This is a genomic window from Paenibacillus polygoni (assembly GCF_030263935.1).
Taxonomy (GTDB): domain Bacteria; phylum Bacillota; class Bacilli; order Paenibacillales; family Paenibacillaceae; genus Paenibacillus; species Paenibacillus polygoni.
On record NZ_CP127162.1, the window covers coordinates 2,824,238 to 2,841,690 of the forward strand.

Genomic DNA, 17,453 nt, shown 5'->3' on the forward strand with positions numbered 1-17,453 from the left:
AATATATACATAGTAACATAGTCATTTCTATGAAAGTTACATTAAGGTGACATTTCGTTTACATGTCTTACAAGAAAAAAGCCGCCATAATGGCAGCTAGTATAGTAAGCGCTTGTCCCTATTAGAACGTCACTTTTTCCTATAAGAACCTCACTTTTGCTATAAGAACATCATTAATAGAATCTATCCACTCCTGTGATCGCTATTTTGTCTTCTACTTATATCCAATGCCCTCATAGTAGTAACCGAATGACTTCATGGTCTTGGCATCAAGCATATTCCGTCCATCAAAAAGGTTTGGTTGCTTCATTTGCGGATGTATTGATTTCCAGTCCAGCTCTTGAAACATGGTCCATTCGGTACATATGAATACGGCATCTGCCTCTTTAAATACATCTTCAGCCATAGAAGCAACGGTTAGATGGTCATGTGTGAAACTAGCAGGTAATTTTGCGATCGGGTCATATAGATGAACGGTGGCTTGCTGACCGAGTAAGTCCTGAATCAAACGAAGGGACGGAGCTTCACGGATGTCGTCTGTGTCTGGTTTAAATGCCAACCCTAGCACCGCTGCTTTTTTGCCTGCAAAATCTCCTAGTTTCTTCTTCGCTTTATCAAGCATGTATAGATACTGACTTTTATTTACGTTTACTACTTGTTCTAATATCTGAAGTTTCATTCCGTTCTCTTCTGCGGTTTGCTGCAGCGCAGATACATCCTTTGGAAAGCAGGATCCTCCATAGCCAATTCCGGCTTGCAAGAATCTTGACCCAATTCTAAGATCGAGACCCATGCCTTTAGCTACCTCTCTGATATCTACATCTAGTCGATCACTTAATCTGGAAAGTTCATTCATATAAGAAATTTTGGTGGCAAGGAATGCATTGGATGCATATTTAATGAGTTCGGCCGTGCGCGGGGTCGTTTCGATGATTTCACAAGTCATAGAGGAATACAGCTGCTGGAGTAATTTCGCCGCTCGGTCACTTTTTGTTCCAATAATAATACGGTCCGGATGTAATGAATCTTCTAATGCCTTTCCCTCACGTAAAAATTCAGGATTAGACGCGACATCATAAGGGTGTGCATGCCGATTCGATTCTGAGATCCATTCCGTCACTTTTTCCTGTGTCCCTACGGGAACGGTACTTTTATTTACGACAAGTTTATAGCCATTCATATGATAAGCCACATCTTCTGCTACCTGTTTCACATAGGATAGATCTGCACTCCCGTCTGGACGTGAAGGTGTCCCCACACAAATAAATATGACGTCACTTTTTTGGATGGCTTCTTTCTTATTAGAAGTGAATTGAAGTTGACCTGAACTATTATGTTTTATCAGCAGTTCCTTTAAGCCGGGTTCATGAAAATATAAAATACCATTTTGCAGTTGATTTAATTTCTGCTGATCTGTGTCAAGCCCCGTAACCTTCCATCCCATTTCGGCAAATACCAAAGCTGTTGTTGTTCCCACATACCCTGTGCCAATCACAAGTATATTCATCCCTGATCTTCTCCTTTTTGTTCGATCCCGACCCAAGTAGAACCTGAGCCAACCACCATCTTCCGAAGGGGGTGCCCTATTTTCTTTAGATGAACATGGCTGAGGAGGATACTATCCTGTATAGAGCAGCCATTTATTGTCGAACTCTCTCCAATTGATACATAAGGACCAATCACCGCATCTTCTATAACACAGTTCTGTTCAATAGAGACAGGTCCAAATATCGTACTGTTTTTTACAATAACCGAAGGATGAATATTACTCTCATACGGCATTTCTTTCAGCATTTTTCGGTTGGCTGTAATCCATCTTTCTACGGTTCCTACATCAATACTCGATATTTCTGTCTTTTGATAAGCAACGGGATACCCTTCCTGAATCAGCCACTGGATCGCATCCGTGATTTCGTATTCCCCTCTAGCGGAAGGTTTGATCGTTTCGGCTGCCTTAAAGATGGACGATGAAAAAGCATAAGCACCCAGCACAGCAAGATTGGATTTAGGCTTTTGCGGTTTTTCTTCCAGTCTTACAATTTTTGAGCCAGTCACCTCGGCAATTCCATAATCTTGAGGATGATCCACCTCAGCTAACAATAAAGCAGCATCATTCTTCTCAATATCCACTTGATCTTTGAGTATCTCTAGTGAAGTAGAGATTAGATTATCTCCTAGCAGCAATATGAAGGATTCCTCACCAATAAAATCCTTCGCCTGCAAGATTGCATTTGCAATCCCGGCAGGCTTTCGTTGATAGATATACGTAATTCTCATATTTTGTTCGTCTATCTTTTGCACACTCTCTCTAATACTAGATTCCTGAGAAGGATGGATCACGATCCCAATCTCGGTTATGTTTTGATCGATTAATTTATCAATGCATCCGTGAAGCAATGGGACGTTCGCTACAGGAATCAATGTTTTGGGATAAGAAACGGTGAATGGATATAACCGGGTTCCTTTTCCTGCACATAGGATTAGTCCTTTCAAAGGATCGCACACTCCTTTCCATTACTGCATTCTCAATATTCTATGAAAATGAAATAGCTTTGGATTGGATTCTCGTACCTCATAGAAGAAAGAGACATTAGTTAATAGGTTCTATAAAGGCCCATTCCTTCTCTACGCAGTCGGCATAGACTGTGGAGTAGTAAGGCTTAGCTTCGGCTAGTTCAAAGGAGGCAGATTCATTTTGAAGATTGTTCAAGTATCAACAAATTCACTCCCCGTACCGCCTATTGATTACGGGGGTACGCAGCGAGATGTGTATTATCTTACAGAGGAACTTGTTAATCGCGGTCATGAAGTGATCCTCTTTGCCAAAAAAGGCTCAAACACTCGCGCCACGAAAACATTTGAATATCCATCGGATAGTAAAGAAGATCAACTGGCTTTTATTATCAAAAACACGCCTTCTGATGTAGATATCATTCATGACCACTACGGCATTGTAGCCAAGTCTAATCCTCCAATTCCGACGATCCGTAATTCACACTCTAAAAGTGCGGCAGGAAGCCAAATCCCTGTGTTTGTCAGTAAAAAAATAAGAGATATCAATAAAAAAGGCTATTACGTTCATAACGGTATTCGTTTAAGTGACTATCCTTATAAAAAGAAGAAAAAAGGTTACTTACTCTTTATTGGCAGAATGATGAGCGGAAAAGGAGTCCATCTTGCCGTTGAGGTCGCCCAGAAAACAGGCAAAGAGCTTATTATTGCAGGAACCTTTAATAACAACCCAAATTATGTAGCTTACTTTAATGAACAAATTAAACCGCACTTAAATGACAAGATCCGGTTTATCGGTCCTGTTGGCGGTGAACAAAAAATGAAACTGTTATCCGAAGCAAGCTGTGTCCTATTCACTTCGACTTGGAATGAACCCTTTGGTCTAGTTCTTATTGAAGCACTGGCTTGCGGCACCCCCGTGCTTGCGTTCAAAGCGGGAGCCATTCCTGAAGTGCTGCATGGCTTACCACAGCTGCTCTGTAATAATGTGAATGAGATGTCACGCAAAGTGAAAAGCGGTAAATCGTATCCATCACCAAAAGCATGCCGCTTGTATGTTAAAAAATATTATTCAGATAAAGTAATGACAGATAACTTTTTAAAACTCTATAAAAAAGTCATTAAAAAGAAAAAATATAAAGTTACGAAAAATTCCACGTGGAATAAAAGAAAAGCGATTATAGATAAGGAGTTGAACAGATAATATGGCTTCTATCATCGCTTGCACCATGAGACCTGAATTCATGGATAACATTTTCTCAAATTATGAACGGCAGGAGTGGCATAATAAGGAGCTAATCATTATTTTAAATAACGACAGTATGAGTCTGAAAACATGGAAGAGAAAAGCAAAAGATTATGATAATGTGAGAGTTTATAAGCTCCCCGAGCGGTACACATTAGGAAAATGTCTGAATTGGGCAATTAAAAGAGCAAAGGGAACTTTTATCGCCAAATTCGATGATGATGATTACTATGGTCCCCATTATTTAAAGGAGTCTCTCCTCGCCTTGAAGGCAAAAAAAGCACCCATCGTTGGTAAACACTCCACTTATGTGTACTTCGAAGAAAAGAAAGCACTTATGGAATATCGTAAAGGAAAAGAACACATGCTCGGAAGAAGACTGAAAGGCGGTACGTTGTTCTTTCGAAAAAACGTATGGAAAAAAATCAAGTTTCCGGAAGATACGATCGGAGGCTCTGACGCGAAATGGTTGAAAAAGTGCTACAACGCAGGATACAAAATCTATTATGTCTCAAGTAAGAACTACGTCTGTGTTCGCCGAAAAAACATCCAATCTCATACGCAAAAAAGAGATACCAAGCAGTATATGAAATCTTGTGAACTTGTCGCCTATACGGATGATTTTGTAAACTTTGCAACTGCTAATATTCCTGATGATTATGAGGAGCATGCAAAGAATTCTTTTTCATATGAATCCTATTAACTTCTCTTCCGTCATAGAATAAAGCAAACCGCCTAATGGCGAGCAGCGGGCTGTCTGAGAACTCCGTAGAGGGGATGATCTCACAGCCCTTTTCGCCATGATATTTTTAAAAAAGGAACTTCCCTTTTATTTGTATTTTCGTACATTCTCGTGTTCAATATATTTTCTCAGCCAATCAATATCTTGGCTTTTATATCGTTTTAGGAGCGTGTATTTTCTTTTTAATACTCCTTTAGCCAATTTTTGCTTCGAACGTTTAAAAATATAGAGCTTATCCGGTGCGATCTCTTTCACAATCTCATGCAGCGCTTTATGCTGTGAGTGACCGTACTCTCCTCCTTTACTATGGGTGACGATCATATTAATTTCGGGATTCGCTTTAAGCACTCTCTCTATATCTCTCTTTAATGACTTTCGGTTGAAATCTCCTCCCCATTTATCCTTGTAGTCCCACATCTCATAGTCAGCTCCAATGTCTTTCATTACTTTTCTGAACTCTTTGGAACGAATTTTGTTTCTCGCATTTGTTACACAAATGACCTTCCATCCTTTTTCAGCTAAAAGAAAAGCTCCTCCAAAGATAATCTCGTCATCCGGATGAGCGACAATCATAAGTTTGTTTATCATATAGCACACCCCCGGCTTCGTTAGATCATCTTGTGGTATACAGCGAGTAATTTATCTGTGATACCCGATATATGAAACTTATTTTTAACAAACTCTCGCCCTGCGTTTCCCCATACGGCAGATGTTTTTTTCGAACGAAGTGCAATCCCGATTAAACGCTCAATTCTTTTTGTATCGACCGTTTGTTTCGCTCTGTGATCGCCAAAATAATACTTCCAGGCCACATTATAGTTTTCTGGCTTCACAATACCAAAGACCCCTTTGCTGCCGATCGCAATAACGGGACGTTTACAGGACATCGCTTCAAGAGCCACTCTTCCTGTGCCTATTACTACATCACTGATGGAGAATAAAGAGACCGTGTCTAGTCGCTCTCCTAATATGTGAATACGCTGAGCGTGTTTTTTTGCAGCTAGTTTTCTAACACTATTCAGATCAGGACCCCCGCCGACAATCACCACATGTACGTCCGCATCTTTATCCATAAAACGCTGAGCCGCTCGAATAAAATTTTTACAGACATCTCCTTTTTCATCTTCTAATCGACTGACATACAAAAGCACCTTCGATTTTCGCGGTATGCCAAGCTGTTTAAGAAGTTCTCTATTTTTGCTATATATAAATTGTTCTGTATTGATACCATTTGGGATCACAATGGAGGAGATATTTTTTTCTTCTAGCCATTTTTTCACGGGAAAACTGACACTAATTACAGCCTTACGTTCGTCACATTTCTTGAGGACTCGATTAATCAGGGAGCGCGGATAATAGGTTCCGTGAATGGTGAATATAAAAGGGATTTTCAGTTTCTTACTGAGATGGCTTCCAAGTAATCCTGTCGTTTCGTGATGAGCATTAATCATGTTAATCTTATGTTTCAATATCCATCTCTCAAACTTGGCCTGATTACGAATACTCGTAAAAGTAGGACAACCAATGGCTTTAAACTTTGACAGTAGACTCCCTGGTTTACCTGCTACATACACAGCAATCTTTCGTTTTGACATTTCTTCTACGACAGCGGATACATAGGTCTCTGTTCCACCTACCTCGAACTTATCTATAATCATGAGTAAACGTAATGCTTCCATCGTTCTCCCTCCACTGTCTCAAAATCTATTTTATATAATATGGAGGACGGCGAGTTTCCGTTACGGAAATACGTCTATATTCACTAGAATAGTTAATAGACATGATGTTCATCATTTTTTATAGGTAAGGATCGTATAGGTGCTTGCTGCCTGATATTAGTAGAATTCTAGAATGCAAAAAAGCCGTCACATTCGACGACTTCTTGCGGTATAAATTCTATGAACTATTTAACTTCTCATTAAATAATGCTTAAAGTGCGGACCGGTTCAGATTCTCATATTCAGTACTTGCCTGCAAAAATGCTCCCAGTCCCTTTTGATCATTCGTAATGATCGGTTCACTGATATAGTAAGCATAAGTTCCATCTCGGCGGGAACTGCCGCCAAGACCTGCAACCTGACAATTTTTATTCAGGTTTACCCAGCCTTCTTTTGTCTCCAGAATAAATTCAGCAATAAGGCCAGCATATGCTTGATCTAGTACGTCTAACCATTCCGAAGAGAGCAAATTCAGACGAAGTCCTTTCGCTATGGCGTACACAATCATACTCGAAGCGGAAGCTTCCAAGTAGTTTCCTTTGCGTGAGACTTCATTCACGACTTGATACCATACTCCCGTATGTGGATCTTGCACCTTACGAAGAGCAGTTAGTGTATCGTTTAAGATCCGAATAAGCTCCCCCCGATCTTGGTGATTTGCTGGCAAAAGTTCCAGGACATCTACTAAAGCCATCACATACCATCCAAGTGACCTTCCCCAAAAGTTCGGTGACAAACCCGTTACTGGATCTGCCCACGGCTGTTCCCGTTTCTCGTCCCAAGCATGGAATAAGAGTCCCGTCTGCTCGTCTTTGGTATGTCGTTCACAAATAATAAATTGCCGGGTTACATCTTCCATATCCCCATCTGGTTCAAAATTCAGCAAATACTCTAAGTAAAAAGGCGCCCCCATATAAAGCCCATCCAGCCAGATCTGATGTGGGTATACTTGTTTATGCCAAAAAGCGCCTTCCGAAGTGCGCGGATGACTGCGAAGCTGATCGCGAAGAAGACTAGCAGCCTGTTTATATTTTTCCTCACCTGTCTCACTGTATAGTACAAACAGAAGCTTACCATTATTAATATGATCTATATTATATTCTTCCTGGCGGTATCCTCGGATCGTACCATCATCTTGAATAAAGTGGTCCATATTGTCCCGAATATACTGAAAATAAGGAGCCTCACCGGTAATCTTCCAAAGCTTCGCGAACCCTTTTAATATTACACCGTAATCATACGACCATTTTCCATTATAACCTTCACCCGCATACAGCTTAGGTGTTCGTTCCATAATGGAACCAGCCACCTTTGTTGCCCACTTATACTCTGATTGAATCAGGACCATTCTATCCCCGCCTCTCCACCATAATTATCCATAAAAGGTAATAAACTCAGATCATATTATAGCGTTTACAATTGGCAATTGATATACAACTTTCCGTCTTAATCCTATTTATAGTACTCATAATTAATGAGGATAAACATTATCGAACTCTACACCGCAAGGTCCCCCATCCGGATTTATCTCTAGATCAATAACAGAACCGTCTGCACGAAATAGAGGACGATAATGATTACTGATATGAGTGGCGGATGCATTCGCATAGTGACATATAAAAGCGCGGCGGAATTGATCTTTGGTTTTATTTCGGTACGAACCGTGAATGAGATTTCCATTAAAGAACAATACATCTCCGCGATCCATAATTGCGGGTATGGCTGCTGCATCCTTTGGCGGTTTCACATAGTGCGTCGTAAAAGACTCTTTGGAGTCCGCCTCTTCCGGACATACGATGTCATGCTCGCTAGTTTGAGGGACTACAAGCAGTCCACCATTCTCAAGCGTAGCAGGATCAATGGCAGTCCAAGCTGCTATACAGTTGCCAGGCTCTACCTGCAAATAAAAATTGTCTTGATGCAGTGCCTGACCTCGGGAGCCGGGTGGCTTATAATAGAACATACTTTGTGCAGCTAACGCTTCTTCACCATAGAGATCTTCAAGTACATTAAGTACCGGTTTATGTAGCATATAGGATTTGGCCGTTTCATTGAAACGGTGCGGATGCATGACCCTTGGGTAACGTTTTAGAGGATCGCCTGAAGCAGTCACCAAATCAGGTTCGAAATAACCTGGAATAGTTACATTACTGATCTCATCAAAAGTATCATCAATCCGGCACAGATCTTCCTCACTAAACAACCCTTTTACGATGATATACCCTTCCTTTTGAAACAGATTCCACTGATCGGGGGATAGCGTTTTCAACCGTTTGTTCATGATTACTCATCTCCTTTTTAAACATACCTCATCGGTTGACAACAGCTTACATGAATCCATAATAGATAAGAAGTAGGATTCTTGCTATAAACTGCATGGATTCTGCTAACGTCTGGAATTAGGAGGACAGTACATGGCTCCTCAATATCAAACTGTGAATTATACAGCTACAAGTTACGGCGATATTCTGAGCGGACATTTTAATGAAGACGACACATATAGTCACAGTCGTCCCAAGGGAATGGGAGACTGGCTCATGGTATGCACACTCGAAGGGGAAGGATATTTCCATACACCCGAGGGGTGTAAACATATCCATGCAGGAGAACTTGGACTACTACGTGCCGATACTCCTCATGAATATGGTACAGTGAAAGGCAGTCGCTGGAACTTTATCTGGGTTCATTTTCATAAACTGATGGAAATAAGTTATTTGCCTCAAGAAGAGTTTCTTATTGTACCTATCGCGGAGGGATATACACAAAAGCGAGTTATCGATGGATTGGAACATATCCTCTACCATGCAAGAGAACGATCAGATTATTGGTATGCTTTATGTGAAAATACAATTCGGGAGATTATCTTGCTGCTCGCACAGCAATTACATAGAAAGCACGACCCGCGAATTATCCTTACTTTGCAAAACCTGTCTCACTCTATGAATAACGAGATACGAATTCAAGAGTTAGCAGATGCAGCCGGCTTATCTTCTTCAAGACTGTCCCATCTTTTTAAAGAAGAAATAGGTGAAAGTATTATTGAACATGTGAATCGAATGAGAATCAAGCAGGCTGCCATCTATATGGAACATATGGGGAGAACGGCAACCGAAGCAGCACATGATGTAGGATTTAATAACTATAATCATTTTGCCCATCTCTTTCGTAGAATGGTAGGGGTAAGCCCAGCAAAGTTTAGAAAAGATAAAGGATAAGTATTCGGAGATTGCCAAGTTGAGAGCAAAGCGTTTAGCAACGGGGTAAAGGAAGTTGGATTATTAAAAAACGGAAAGTGTGGATTGGATATGAATATAAATATAAATATGGATATAAATACGATTAGCAAAGAAATCCAGGATCTGTCCATTACATCCTTGGAGTCAACGATGAATAAACTTACTAACGCTTATAACACCATGACAGAAAAAGGTTCAAGCACCGCTCTTGTCAAAAAGAGACTAAACGCAGTGAAGATTGGTTTAGAAAGCTTAAAAGGGGTTTGGAATAAGGAGAGTTTTAACTATAACGAAGAGATCATAATGACTTCTAAAGAAGTCCTGCAAGGTATTCTTCCCTCTATTGAAAAACAAATAGCAAAAGCAAAAAAAGGCAGTTCTCAAAAAACCTTAAATGAACGCCGCTTAACTGCACTAATCCTTGCAATTAAATCATTGGAGAACCGCCTTATGTAAGACGGTCTCTTATTTTTTTAGTAAAATCATGAACTACTGTCTAACAGGGTAGAAAGGAGCCTGTTTTCGGTTTAACTTTACCAAAATGGACCGGACTTATAGACAGGATAACGACTTGCTAGATGTTCTCTTTAAGCAGGAAATGTGGTTGTTGCTTGGATGAGTCTGCAAATAGGAATAAACTCAAATGATCTCTTTCCTTTTACCTAAATAAATATATAGAACTATTCCGGTTATCATGCACAAAGCTGCACATAAACCGATAAATCCATACCCGGCTTGGAGTCCGCGATATAGCCCTAGCTGAGTATCTGCTCCGAAAATACCTTTTGTTATTTCGATAACTAACCCGATTAGATAATTACCTATGACACTGCCGACTCCCATAAGCGTTACCGTAAAAGTAATGGCCGTGTCACTCCCATTAGGATATCTCCTAGCAATAAATGCCATTACCGTTGGATAAATCATAGCAATCCCTATTCCAGCAGCGGCAAAGAAAAAAGCTAGTTCTTCCCCGCCAAAAATAGCAATAAACGTACAAACCGCAGAGATCCCCGAAAAAATAGTTAAGGATAATGTAAAACCAATTTTATCTGTTAACGGTCCAAGCAATAGTCTTGCAAGTGAAAAACATAAGAAGAAGGCAGAGAGCATTCCCGATGCGGCAACGGTATCCCAATCGTAAGCTTTTTCTAAAAAGTTAACGAGCCAGCCTCCTACAGCCAACTCGGATACAACACCAAAGGATAGGATAAGCACCATGAGCCATAAAACAGGATCTTTAATTAGCGTTTTAAGAGGAACACGGTCTTCCCTTGAAATATCATCGCCAGGAAAAGAACTAAACAGCGCGAAAACAATAGGAATAATAGATAATAGCAGCATAACAAGATACATTCCACGCCAGTCCAGTGTATAACCGTTAATGGTAACCTTCATTAGACCTGTTGCAATAAGCGGGGCTACCGTTGAACTCAGACCATAGAAACCGTGAGTTAAATTCATCATCGTGCCCGTGTTCTTAACAAAAATACGAGCCCCCAGTATGGCTAGCCCGATCTCCAGCATCCCGTTACCGATATACATTAAGAAATATGAAGCTGAAAACATGGCATAATGCTGCGAGAAAAAAATGAATATTCCCGAGAGAGCCATAGAAGCAAAAGATATAACCGTCACCCGTTTGATTCCCCATATTCTTGTCAGGTAAGCTGTAAATGAACAAGCAAGCAAATAACCTAACGCATTAAGCGATAATAAGGTACCCAGCTGAGACTCATTTAACATAAAATCGAATTGAATTCGTGGAATCGCAGGTCCTTTACTATTTTCTGAGAAACCAAAAATGATAAAACCGATAAATATGGTAGCAAGCTGCATAGCATAAATTTTGTTGATTTTCCCTGTACTTTTTTTCACTGTTATGTACGTCTCCTTATCCCTATATATGAACATATCATTATACTATATCGAGAAAATCACTTTATAAATATAATATTTTAAGTTTGGTATATAAGAATATAGAACTAGCATAGATTGCAAAAGTTAAATTTACGCTCTTCGTGAAGTGAGCTTCATAAAAGAAGGACGCTGCTTCCTATTCAGCTTACAGCTAAATAGTTAACAACGTCCCTTTTACATGATATTAGTTCAAACTTAGTAATTGATGCAAAATCACCGCTGCTTCTGCCCGGATCGCTGTAGCCTTAGGCAGGAATTTGCCATTTGGCATACCGCTGATGATGCCTGCTTGCTTCATCGTTGCTACCGCTTCCTTGGCATAATCCGAAATTGCTGAATGATCTGCAAAAGTTGATCCTTGGTTGTTCGTGTTCCCCGTGAATTCAGTCGCCTTTAATGCTCTAAGCGTCATTACTGCCATATCTTCACGAGTAATTTTATCATGGACGCCAAAGGTTCCATTCTTCTTACCCTGAACGATTCCTGCTTGATATGCCGCTATAATCGCTTCAGAATACCATTGCCCCTTCTCTACGTCACTGAAGTTTACTTCTGTATTCGCAGCTTCCAGGTTAAGTGTACTGATCAGCATTTGTACGAATTCAGCACGTGTAACTTCTTTTCGAGGTAAAAACGATTGATCCGTTGCACCTTTCACGATATTACGAGCTGCTAACGCAGAAATGCTCTCTTTCGCCCACTCCGTTTGATTTAAATCAGTGAAGTTCACATTTACATGTCCCATTGTGAATTTACTGAAGTCATTAACACGAAACTCTACCATAGAGGTAGCTGGATTATAGTGTCCGTTGTTAATGATCTGCAAGCTGTCGTTGCCGTTTATGGAGTACACAACCACTTGTTCCTTTTTCTCATTATCTTTTGAAGTATAAGGAATCAAGATTTGAATCTTTTGGTTTTTGCCTGCATTACTGATTTGCTTTCCGCCAATGGTTAATTGGAAGTCGAGCACAGGATTGTTTCCGACTTTACTGCGAACTGCATCCGTTAATGAATTGTTATCCACTTTTTCGATGCTGAATTCTGCATCGGTCGTATCCGCCGAGTCAGGAATGAAAGTGCTAGGCACAACTAATTTAGCTAGACCCGCATTGATTTCTAATTCCTTGACACCAGATGCCTTAGCTGTCTTAATCTGGTCAACTGGCAGTTTCACATTCACCTTTGTTGTACCGCTTGGTAATGGAATTTCGAACAAGATGCGGCCTGCTTTTACTTTCTTCAACGCTTCAGTGAAAGCTGCATTGCTCACTTTTGCGGTAGCATGACCATTCGCATCCTTGCTCACCTGTATTGAAGCTGACTCATTTGTATTTTGATTGGTGTTTGGTGACGGACTTGGCGCTGGACTCGGTGATGGACTTGGTGTTGGATTTGGTGTTGGATTTGGATTCGGATTTGGAGCTGTCTCCTTATCCTTGAACTGAAGAACACCGAATCTCGATGTATTCGTATAAGATAGACCCGTAGGATCATTCCATATGAATACACTATCCCTGGAACCCCCGTCCTGGTCATCATTTACCTGTAGATCAAAACCAATTACTGTATTCGGAGTCACTTTAATCTTATCCAGTGATATTGCTGCTTCGACAACATATCCTCCTGGAACAATTTTAGTCTGCGAAGTGAAATTATCTTCCGATGCATGCCCAGCGGTCGTTCTCACATTTTTGAAATTAATACGATACTGACCATCATCATCTTGATATGCTGTTGTCTTTCCATTATTCTGATCCACAAAAATTTCAATGGAATCTTGTTCATGAGCACTTTCTTTAATAGCATCGCTTAATACGCTGTCTGTGACCATTGCATATACGTATAAGTTTTCATCATCCCACATCGTGCGGAAATCTGCTTTGGCTGCTCCACTGCCTGTCTGCTCAACTTTCACATCCGTTTTATACACAGGTGCACTCGCCCAAACTGCATCCAGTTCACCATCAATGATAGGTGTGCCTTTGATAGCAGTTCCGATTTTCGTTGCTTCAATATAAGTGAGTACCCCGTATCCTTGTGTATCATACTCCTGCGCATTTCGCGGGTCACTCCATGATACGATCATGCCATTCCCGCCCTGTTCAGAGCCATCGTTAACACCAAGGTCAGTTACTCTTACATCGAATTTGACTTTATCTCCGAGTTTTCCTTCCAGTGGAATTGCTGTTGTTAATACGTATCCACCTTCTACTTCAGTTACTGATGAGTCATCGCGTGTAAATGTCCGTTTATTGTTACCACCCTCATCCGTAAACAGTTCAATCTTATCTGTAGAGTCTTTCGTGTTATCTTTCACTGCCACTCGAACATATAAATGAAGCGCGTCCCACAACAATTTTACATCTGCTTCAAGTGTACCAAGACTTTCCGTTTTCATAGCCGGAATTGTACCCCAGGCAATATCTTGAGGATCCCCTGCTTTTGGTGTACCTTGCGCTGCGGTAGCCGCTTTTCCGGAGACAGGAAGTTTGGAAGGGAATATTGTTTTTACCGCTTCAATCATTCCCCAGTACGCATATTTAATTTGATGTTGTTTGTCAAATGGGAAAGGTGCATCCTGGCGATCGATCGGACGGTTATGAAGCCAGGTAAAATCATCTGCTATGCCCCAGAGTGTCACATTGCTAATCCAACCTTCAGGGTTCTTATCTGTTCTTCCAAGATCATCTAGGCGTATCAACTCTTTGAATAATTCTTTGTATCGGTACCCTTGCGATACGAGCAAGTTCTCAGGAATTGTATCATAGCTCGTCGTATTATTGGTGTATACAGATACGTCAACCTCTGTTAATTGATTATCAAAACCTGCTTCACCGAATTTTCGAATCGAATCTGAGATTTGTTCAATGGAAGGACCGCTGATATTAATATGTGTTTGGTGACCGACTCCATCGATAGGTATACCTTCGTCTCTAAGTTTCACAGCAAGATCATACATGAAATCGCGTTTTTTCGGACTATGTGTATTATAGTCATTGATGTACAGCTTCGCATATGGAAGTTCTTCTCTCGCTACCTTGAATGCAGTTCTAATAAAGTCAATCCCAGTTAACCGGTACCATTCACTTCTGCGCATACCGTCCGGCTGACTTTCGTCAATGACTTCATTAACTACATCAATGTCATGGATTGTAACTCCCATATCCTTAAAGTGGCGAAGCACAACTTGTATATAATTCGTTAGTCTATCCAGAACGAGTTGCTTATTCGCTTCCGTTGCTTCAAGAGCTACGCCATTTGCATCCTTAAACATCCACTCTGCAGCCTGTGAGTGCCACGCAAGAGTATGTAGCCGCAAATTTAGATTATTGTCCTTTGCATACTGTGCAATTATATCCGCTGACGAGAAGTTCCATTTCCCTTCGGACGGACTCAGGGACTGCGGTTTCATTGAGTTCTCAGCAACAACGGAATTATAGTGAAAATCAAGAAGCTGCTGAATATTTCCACTCAATCGAGGAGGTTCCACTGCTGCCCCAATATCGAAGTATTTTTCATAAACCGTTTTGAGTGCGTCAATGTCAGTTTGAATTGGCAACGGCGTTTGACCTGATGCAGGAGCACTTAATGATATCTGAAAATCATCTAGGTAAAACGATCTTGCCTCAGCAGGCTTTTCTGCTGATTCAACATAAACGTTAAGTACTTCAGGTGCCGCAGGTACAGTATATGTACCTTTCAACTGTATCCACTCTCCTGATGTGACAAGTACGTCTGAGGATACATTTGAAAAGCTGTTTTTGCCTGATTGAACTGATATTCGAAGTGTCGTAGGCTTCGAATCAGGTGCCATTTTCACCCATGCGGATAAGTCGTATTTTTCATTTGGATTCATCTTTTTTAGTACATCGAGAATAGGTCCATCATACTGCTCAGAAATCGTAGTCAGCAAGCTTTTTGAACCGCCTGTTGTATGATTATCTAGATCAGTAACACTGATCTGACCATCTCCATTGCGACGAATCCATTTTCCTTGGCCGTCTTCAAAATCAAATAAATGACCTGGTTGGTCAATTTCCCCATCACCCGGTAATGTTGGCTCAGAGTCTTCTGGCAGTTTGACAAGTTTAGCAGAGAACGTATCGATGTAATAATCAACCGTTGCATTGTCGGTGGATTGTACATACACTTGATATCCGCTCGCACGCTTATCAACTTGAACCTCTCCTACCAGTTGTACCCAGTCGGCTTCTGTTACGGTATTTGAGTTAATTTTAACGTAAGTAGCCGGATTGTCTTTACCATCTACTTTTGGCAAATCAGATTGGTTCAGTGTCAATTCAATAGTAGCTGAACCTTTTTCTTTTAGTTTGGCATAGATTGAGAACTCATAGGTAGCACCCTTTACCAGTTTTTCTGTTACATTCATCCCTGGTCCATTCCATGTCGCTGTACGCCCCGTTGTCAGCAAACTTCCGTTGCCGCTCTGCGCATCATACGTACTTTGTGTAACGGTTTCAGAACCGCGCTTGAACCACCCATCAACTCCTGACTCAAAATCACTGCTTACAACCGTCTCACCGACTGCAGCAGCATCTGCTTTGGGAAGCCATATACCTTGTGGTGCCATGATGGTTATGCACATGATGAAAGCTAATACACTTGATATTTTACTCCTCATTACGTTCCCTCCCTTATGATTACACCACAAAGCAAACGCTTTCAAATCACTTTGTGACGCTTCCTGTCTATTATGACGGGTATCCTGGTTGACGAAAACCTGACAAACTATAGATCTTACTGTAAAAATCATAGATGTTACTGAAAAACCTAAATAAAAAATAAAAGTTTCACAGTGCTTTTTACTTCAACCTAAAATGGGTAAAAAAAGTTATAATTAAGTTACATGGAAAAACATGGATAACAAGCAAGCGAATCTTATTTGCAAAACATTTATTACAACTGTCTCTAGGAGGAAAAGAAAAAGTGATTGAACAACCGAAATCGGAAAGTTTTATTTCGCTCGTAAAGAAAGGAAATACTTCGTCTGCCATCGCTATGGCGGGGAATGCAGTGCTTGCTTTATGCAAAGGAGGAGCATTTATATTTAGCGGCAGCGGGGCCATGTTCGCCTCAGCCATGCATTCGCTCGCAGACGCGATCAATCAGGGATTTGTCTTTGTCGGCAGCGTATTATCTGAGAAAAAGCCCACAGATCGATTCCCTACTGGATTTGGACGTGTAATCAACATTTTCTGTATGATTGCTGTTATTGTCGTTACGATTATGGCCTATGAGACGATTCATGAAGGAATTCATTTATTGCAGCATCCTGCCGGTCATTCAGGTGGTCTTTGGATTAATATATCTGTGCTGGTACTGAATATTCTCATTGATGGTACCATTTTAATTAAAGCAATGAAGGAGATTCTCAAAGAATCACGGGCTCCTGAGGCGAAAGGATTTGCTCTTGTTCCGGCTGCTATCAAAAATGTGGGGCGAGCTGCCCCGCCAACAAGACTTGTATTTTATGAAGACGTGGTTGCAGTGTTAGGTGCGCTCCTTGCTTTAATCTCTGTCGTCGTCATTGCGCTCACTAACTTTGCACTCTTAGATGGCATCGTGACTACACTCATTGGTTGTTTGATGATTGCCGTTGCTTTCCGGGTCGGATATGACAATATGATTGGGCTGATCGGGGTTGCTGCTCCTCAAGATATCGAAGATAAGGTGTCTCAGACGATTTTTGCAGATACACATGTGGCAGATATCCAAATGATGCGCATCCTTCAGGAAGGACGTTATTACCATGTGGAAGGATTAATTGAACTTCATAAAGGTCTGACGCTGGCAGATGCTGATGATATCAAATTCCGAATTCAAGACAAACTTATGCAAAATCCAGATATCGCTGATGCAGTTATTTCTATTATTGAAGATGATGGAATTAAAAGTTGGATTAATAATGATTCAGAAAATGTAAAATAAAATTGTGTATATGAAAAGAGTCATGCTTAGGAATAAGCAGACTCTTTTTATTTGCATCGCGCTAAAATGCACTTTTAATGTAAAAGTATTAGCCATCCTTCCGTTTCGTTGCAGCATGAGGCTCCAAT

General features: G+C 40.7%; 13 protein-coding genes. 5 read left to right on the top strand and 8 right to left on the bottom strand.

The annotated features are described in order from the left end of the window. Positions 1-214 precede the first annotated feature (214 nt). Together QPK24_RS13595 and QPK24_RS13600 are read right to left on the bottom strand one after the other, a co-directional pair. The gene (locus QPK24_RS13595; protein WP_285741897.1) at positions 215-1,507 is read right to left on the bottom strand and encodes a UDP-glucose dehydrogenase family protein; all 1,293 of its coding nucleotides are present in this window, start codon (positions 1,505-1,507) and stop codon (positions 215-217) included. Then, positions 1,504-2,493, bottom strand: a complete 990-nt coding sequence (locus tag QPK24_RS13600; protein ID WP_285741899.1) for a sugar phosphate nucleotidyltransferase — start codon at positions 2,491-2,493, stop codon at positions 1,504-1,506. The genes QPK24_RS13595 and QPK24_RS13600 overlap by 4 nt, the downstream gene beginning before the upstream one ends. A 202-nt stretch (positions 2,494-2,695) precedes the next feature. On the opposite strand from QPK24_RS13600, the gene QPK24_RS13605 reads away from it, so the two are divergent. Beyond that, the gene (locus QPK24_RS13605) at positions 2,696-3,715 is read left to right on the top strand and encodes a glycosyltransferase (protein ID WP_285741901.1); all 1,020 of its coding nucleotides are present in this window, start codon (positions 2,696-2,698) and stop codon (positions 3,713-3,715) included. Between the two features lies 1 nt (position 3,716). Beyond that, positions 3,717-4,460: a glycosyltransferase family 2 protein gene (locus QPK24_RS13610; RefSeq protein ID WP_285741903.1), complete on the top strand. Its 744-nt coding sequence runs from the start codon at positions 3,717-3,719 to the stop codon at positions 4,458-4,460. A 126-nt stretch (positions 4,461-4,586) separates the two neighbouring features. Here the strand turns inward: QPK24_RS13610 and QPK24_RS13615 are convergent, their stop codons facing one another. The 4 genes from QPK24_RS13615 to QPK24_RS13630 all read right to left on the bottom strand — a co-directional run bounded on the left by QPK24_RS13615 (position 4,587) and on the right by QPK24_RS13630 (position 8,498). Continuing rightward, complete coding sequence (locus QPK24_RS13615) at positions 4,587-5,087, bottom strand: PIG-L family deacetylase (protein ID WP_285741906.1); 501 nt, start codon at positions 5,085-5,087, stop codon at positions 4,587-4,589. Between the two features lie 20 nt (positions 5,088-5,107). Next, positions 5,108-6,178 carry a glycosyltransferase gene (locus QPK24_RS13620; protein WP_285741908.1) on the bottom strand — a complete coding sequence of 357 codons (1,071 nt, stop codon included), beginning with the start codon at positions 6,176-6,178 and terminating at the stop codon, positions 5,108-5,110. Between the two features lie 250 nt (positions 6,179-6,428). After that, positions 6,429-7,565: a glycoside hydrolase family 88/105 protein gene (locus tag QPK24_RS13625; protein ID WP_285741910.1), complete on the bottom strand. Its 1,137-nt coding sequence runs from the start codon at positions 7,563-7,565 to the stop codon at positions 6,429-6,431. 123 nt (positions 7,566-7,688) lie between these two features. Next, positions 7,689-8,498: a phytanoyl-CoA dioxygenase family protein gene (locus tag QPK24_RS13630; RefSeq protein WP_285741911.1), complete on the bottom strand. Its 810-nt coding sequence runs from the start codon at positions 8,496-8,498 to the stop codon at positions 7,689-7,691. Positions 8,499-8,631: 133 nt separating this feature from the next. On the opposite strand from QPK24_RS13630, the gene QPK24_RS13635 reads away from it, so the two are divergent. After that, positions 8,632-9,432 carry a helix-turn-helix domain-containing protein gene (locus QPK24_RS13635; RefSeq protein WP_285741914.1) on the top strand — a complete coding sequence of 267 codons (801 nt, stop codon included), beginning with the start codon at positions 8,632-8,634 and terminating at the stop codon, positions 9,430-9,432. Positions 9,433-9,546: 114 nt separating this feature from the next. Further along, positions 9,547-9,909, top strand: a complete 363-nt coding sequence (locus QPK24_RS13640; RefSeq protein ID WP_285749316.1) for a hypothetical protein — start codon at positions 9,547-9,549, stop codon at positions 9,907-9,909. Between the two features lie 183 nt (positions 9,910-10,092). Here QPK24_RS13640 and QPK24_RS13645 read toward each other — a convergent pair whose 3' ends face one another. Both QPK24_RS13645 and QPK24_RS13650 read right to left on the bottom strand, forming a co-directional pair. Further along, a complete protein-coding gene (locus QPK24_RS13645; protein WP_285749318.1) occupies positions 10,093-11,292 on the bottom strand; it encodes an MFS transporter in 1,200 nt (399 codons plus the stop codon). Between the two features lie 265 nt (positions 11,293-11,557). Continuing rightward, on the bottom strand, positions 11,558-16,018 hold the full coding sequence (locus QPK24_RS13650) for an endo-1,4-beta-xylanase (protein WP_285741916.1): 4,461 nt from the start codon (positions 16,016-16,018) through the stop codon (positions 11,558-11,560). 305 nt (positions 16,019-16,323) lie between these two features. On the opposite strand from QPK24_RS13650, the gene QPK24_RS13655 reads away from it, so the two are divergent. After that, entirely contained in the window at positions 16,324-17,325 is a 1,002-nt protein-coding gene (locus QPK24_RS13655) for a cation diffusion facilitator family transporter (protein WP_285741918.1), read from the top strand. Positions 17,326-17,453: the final 128 nt, after the last annotated feature.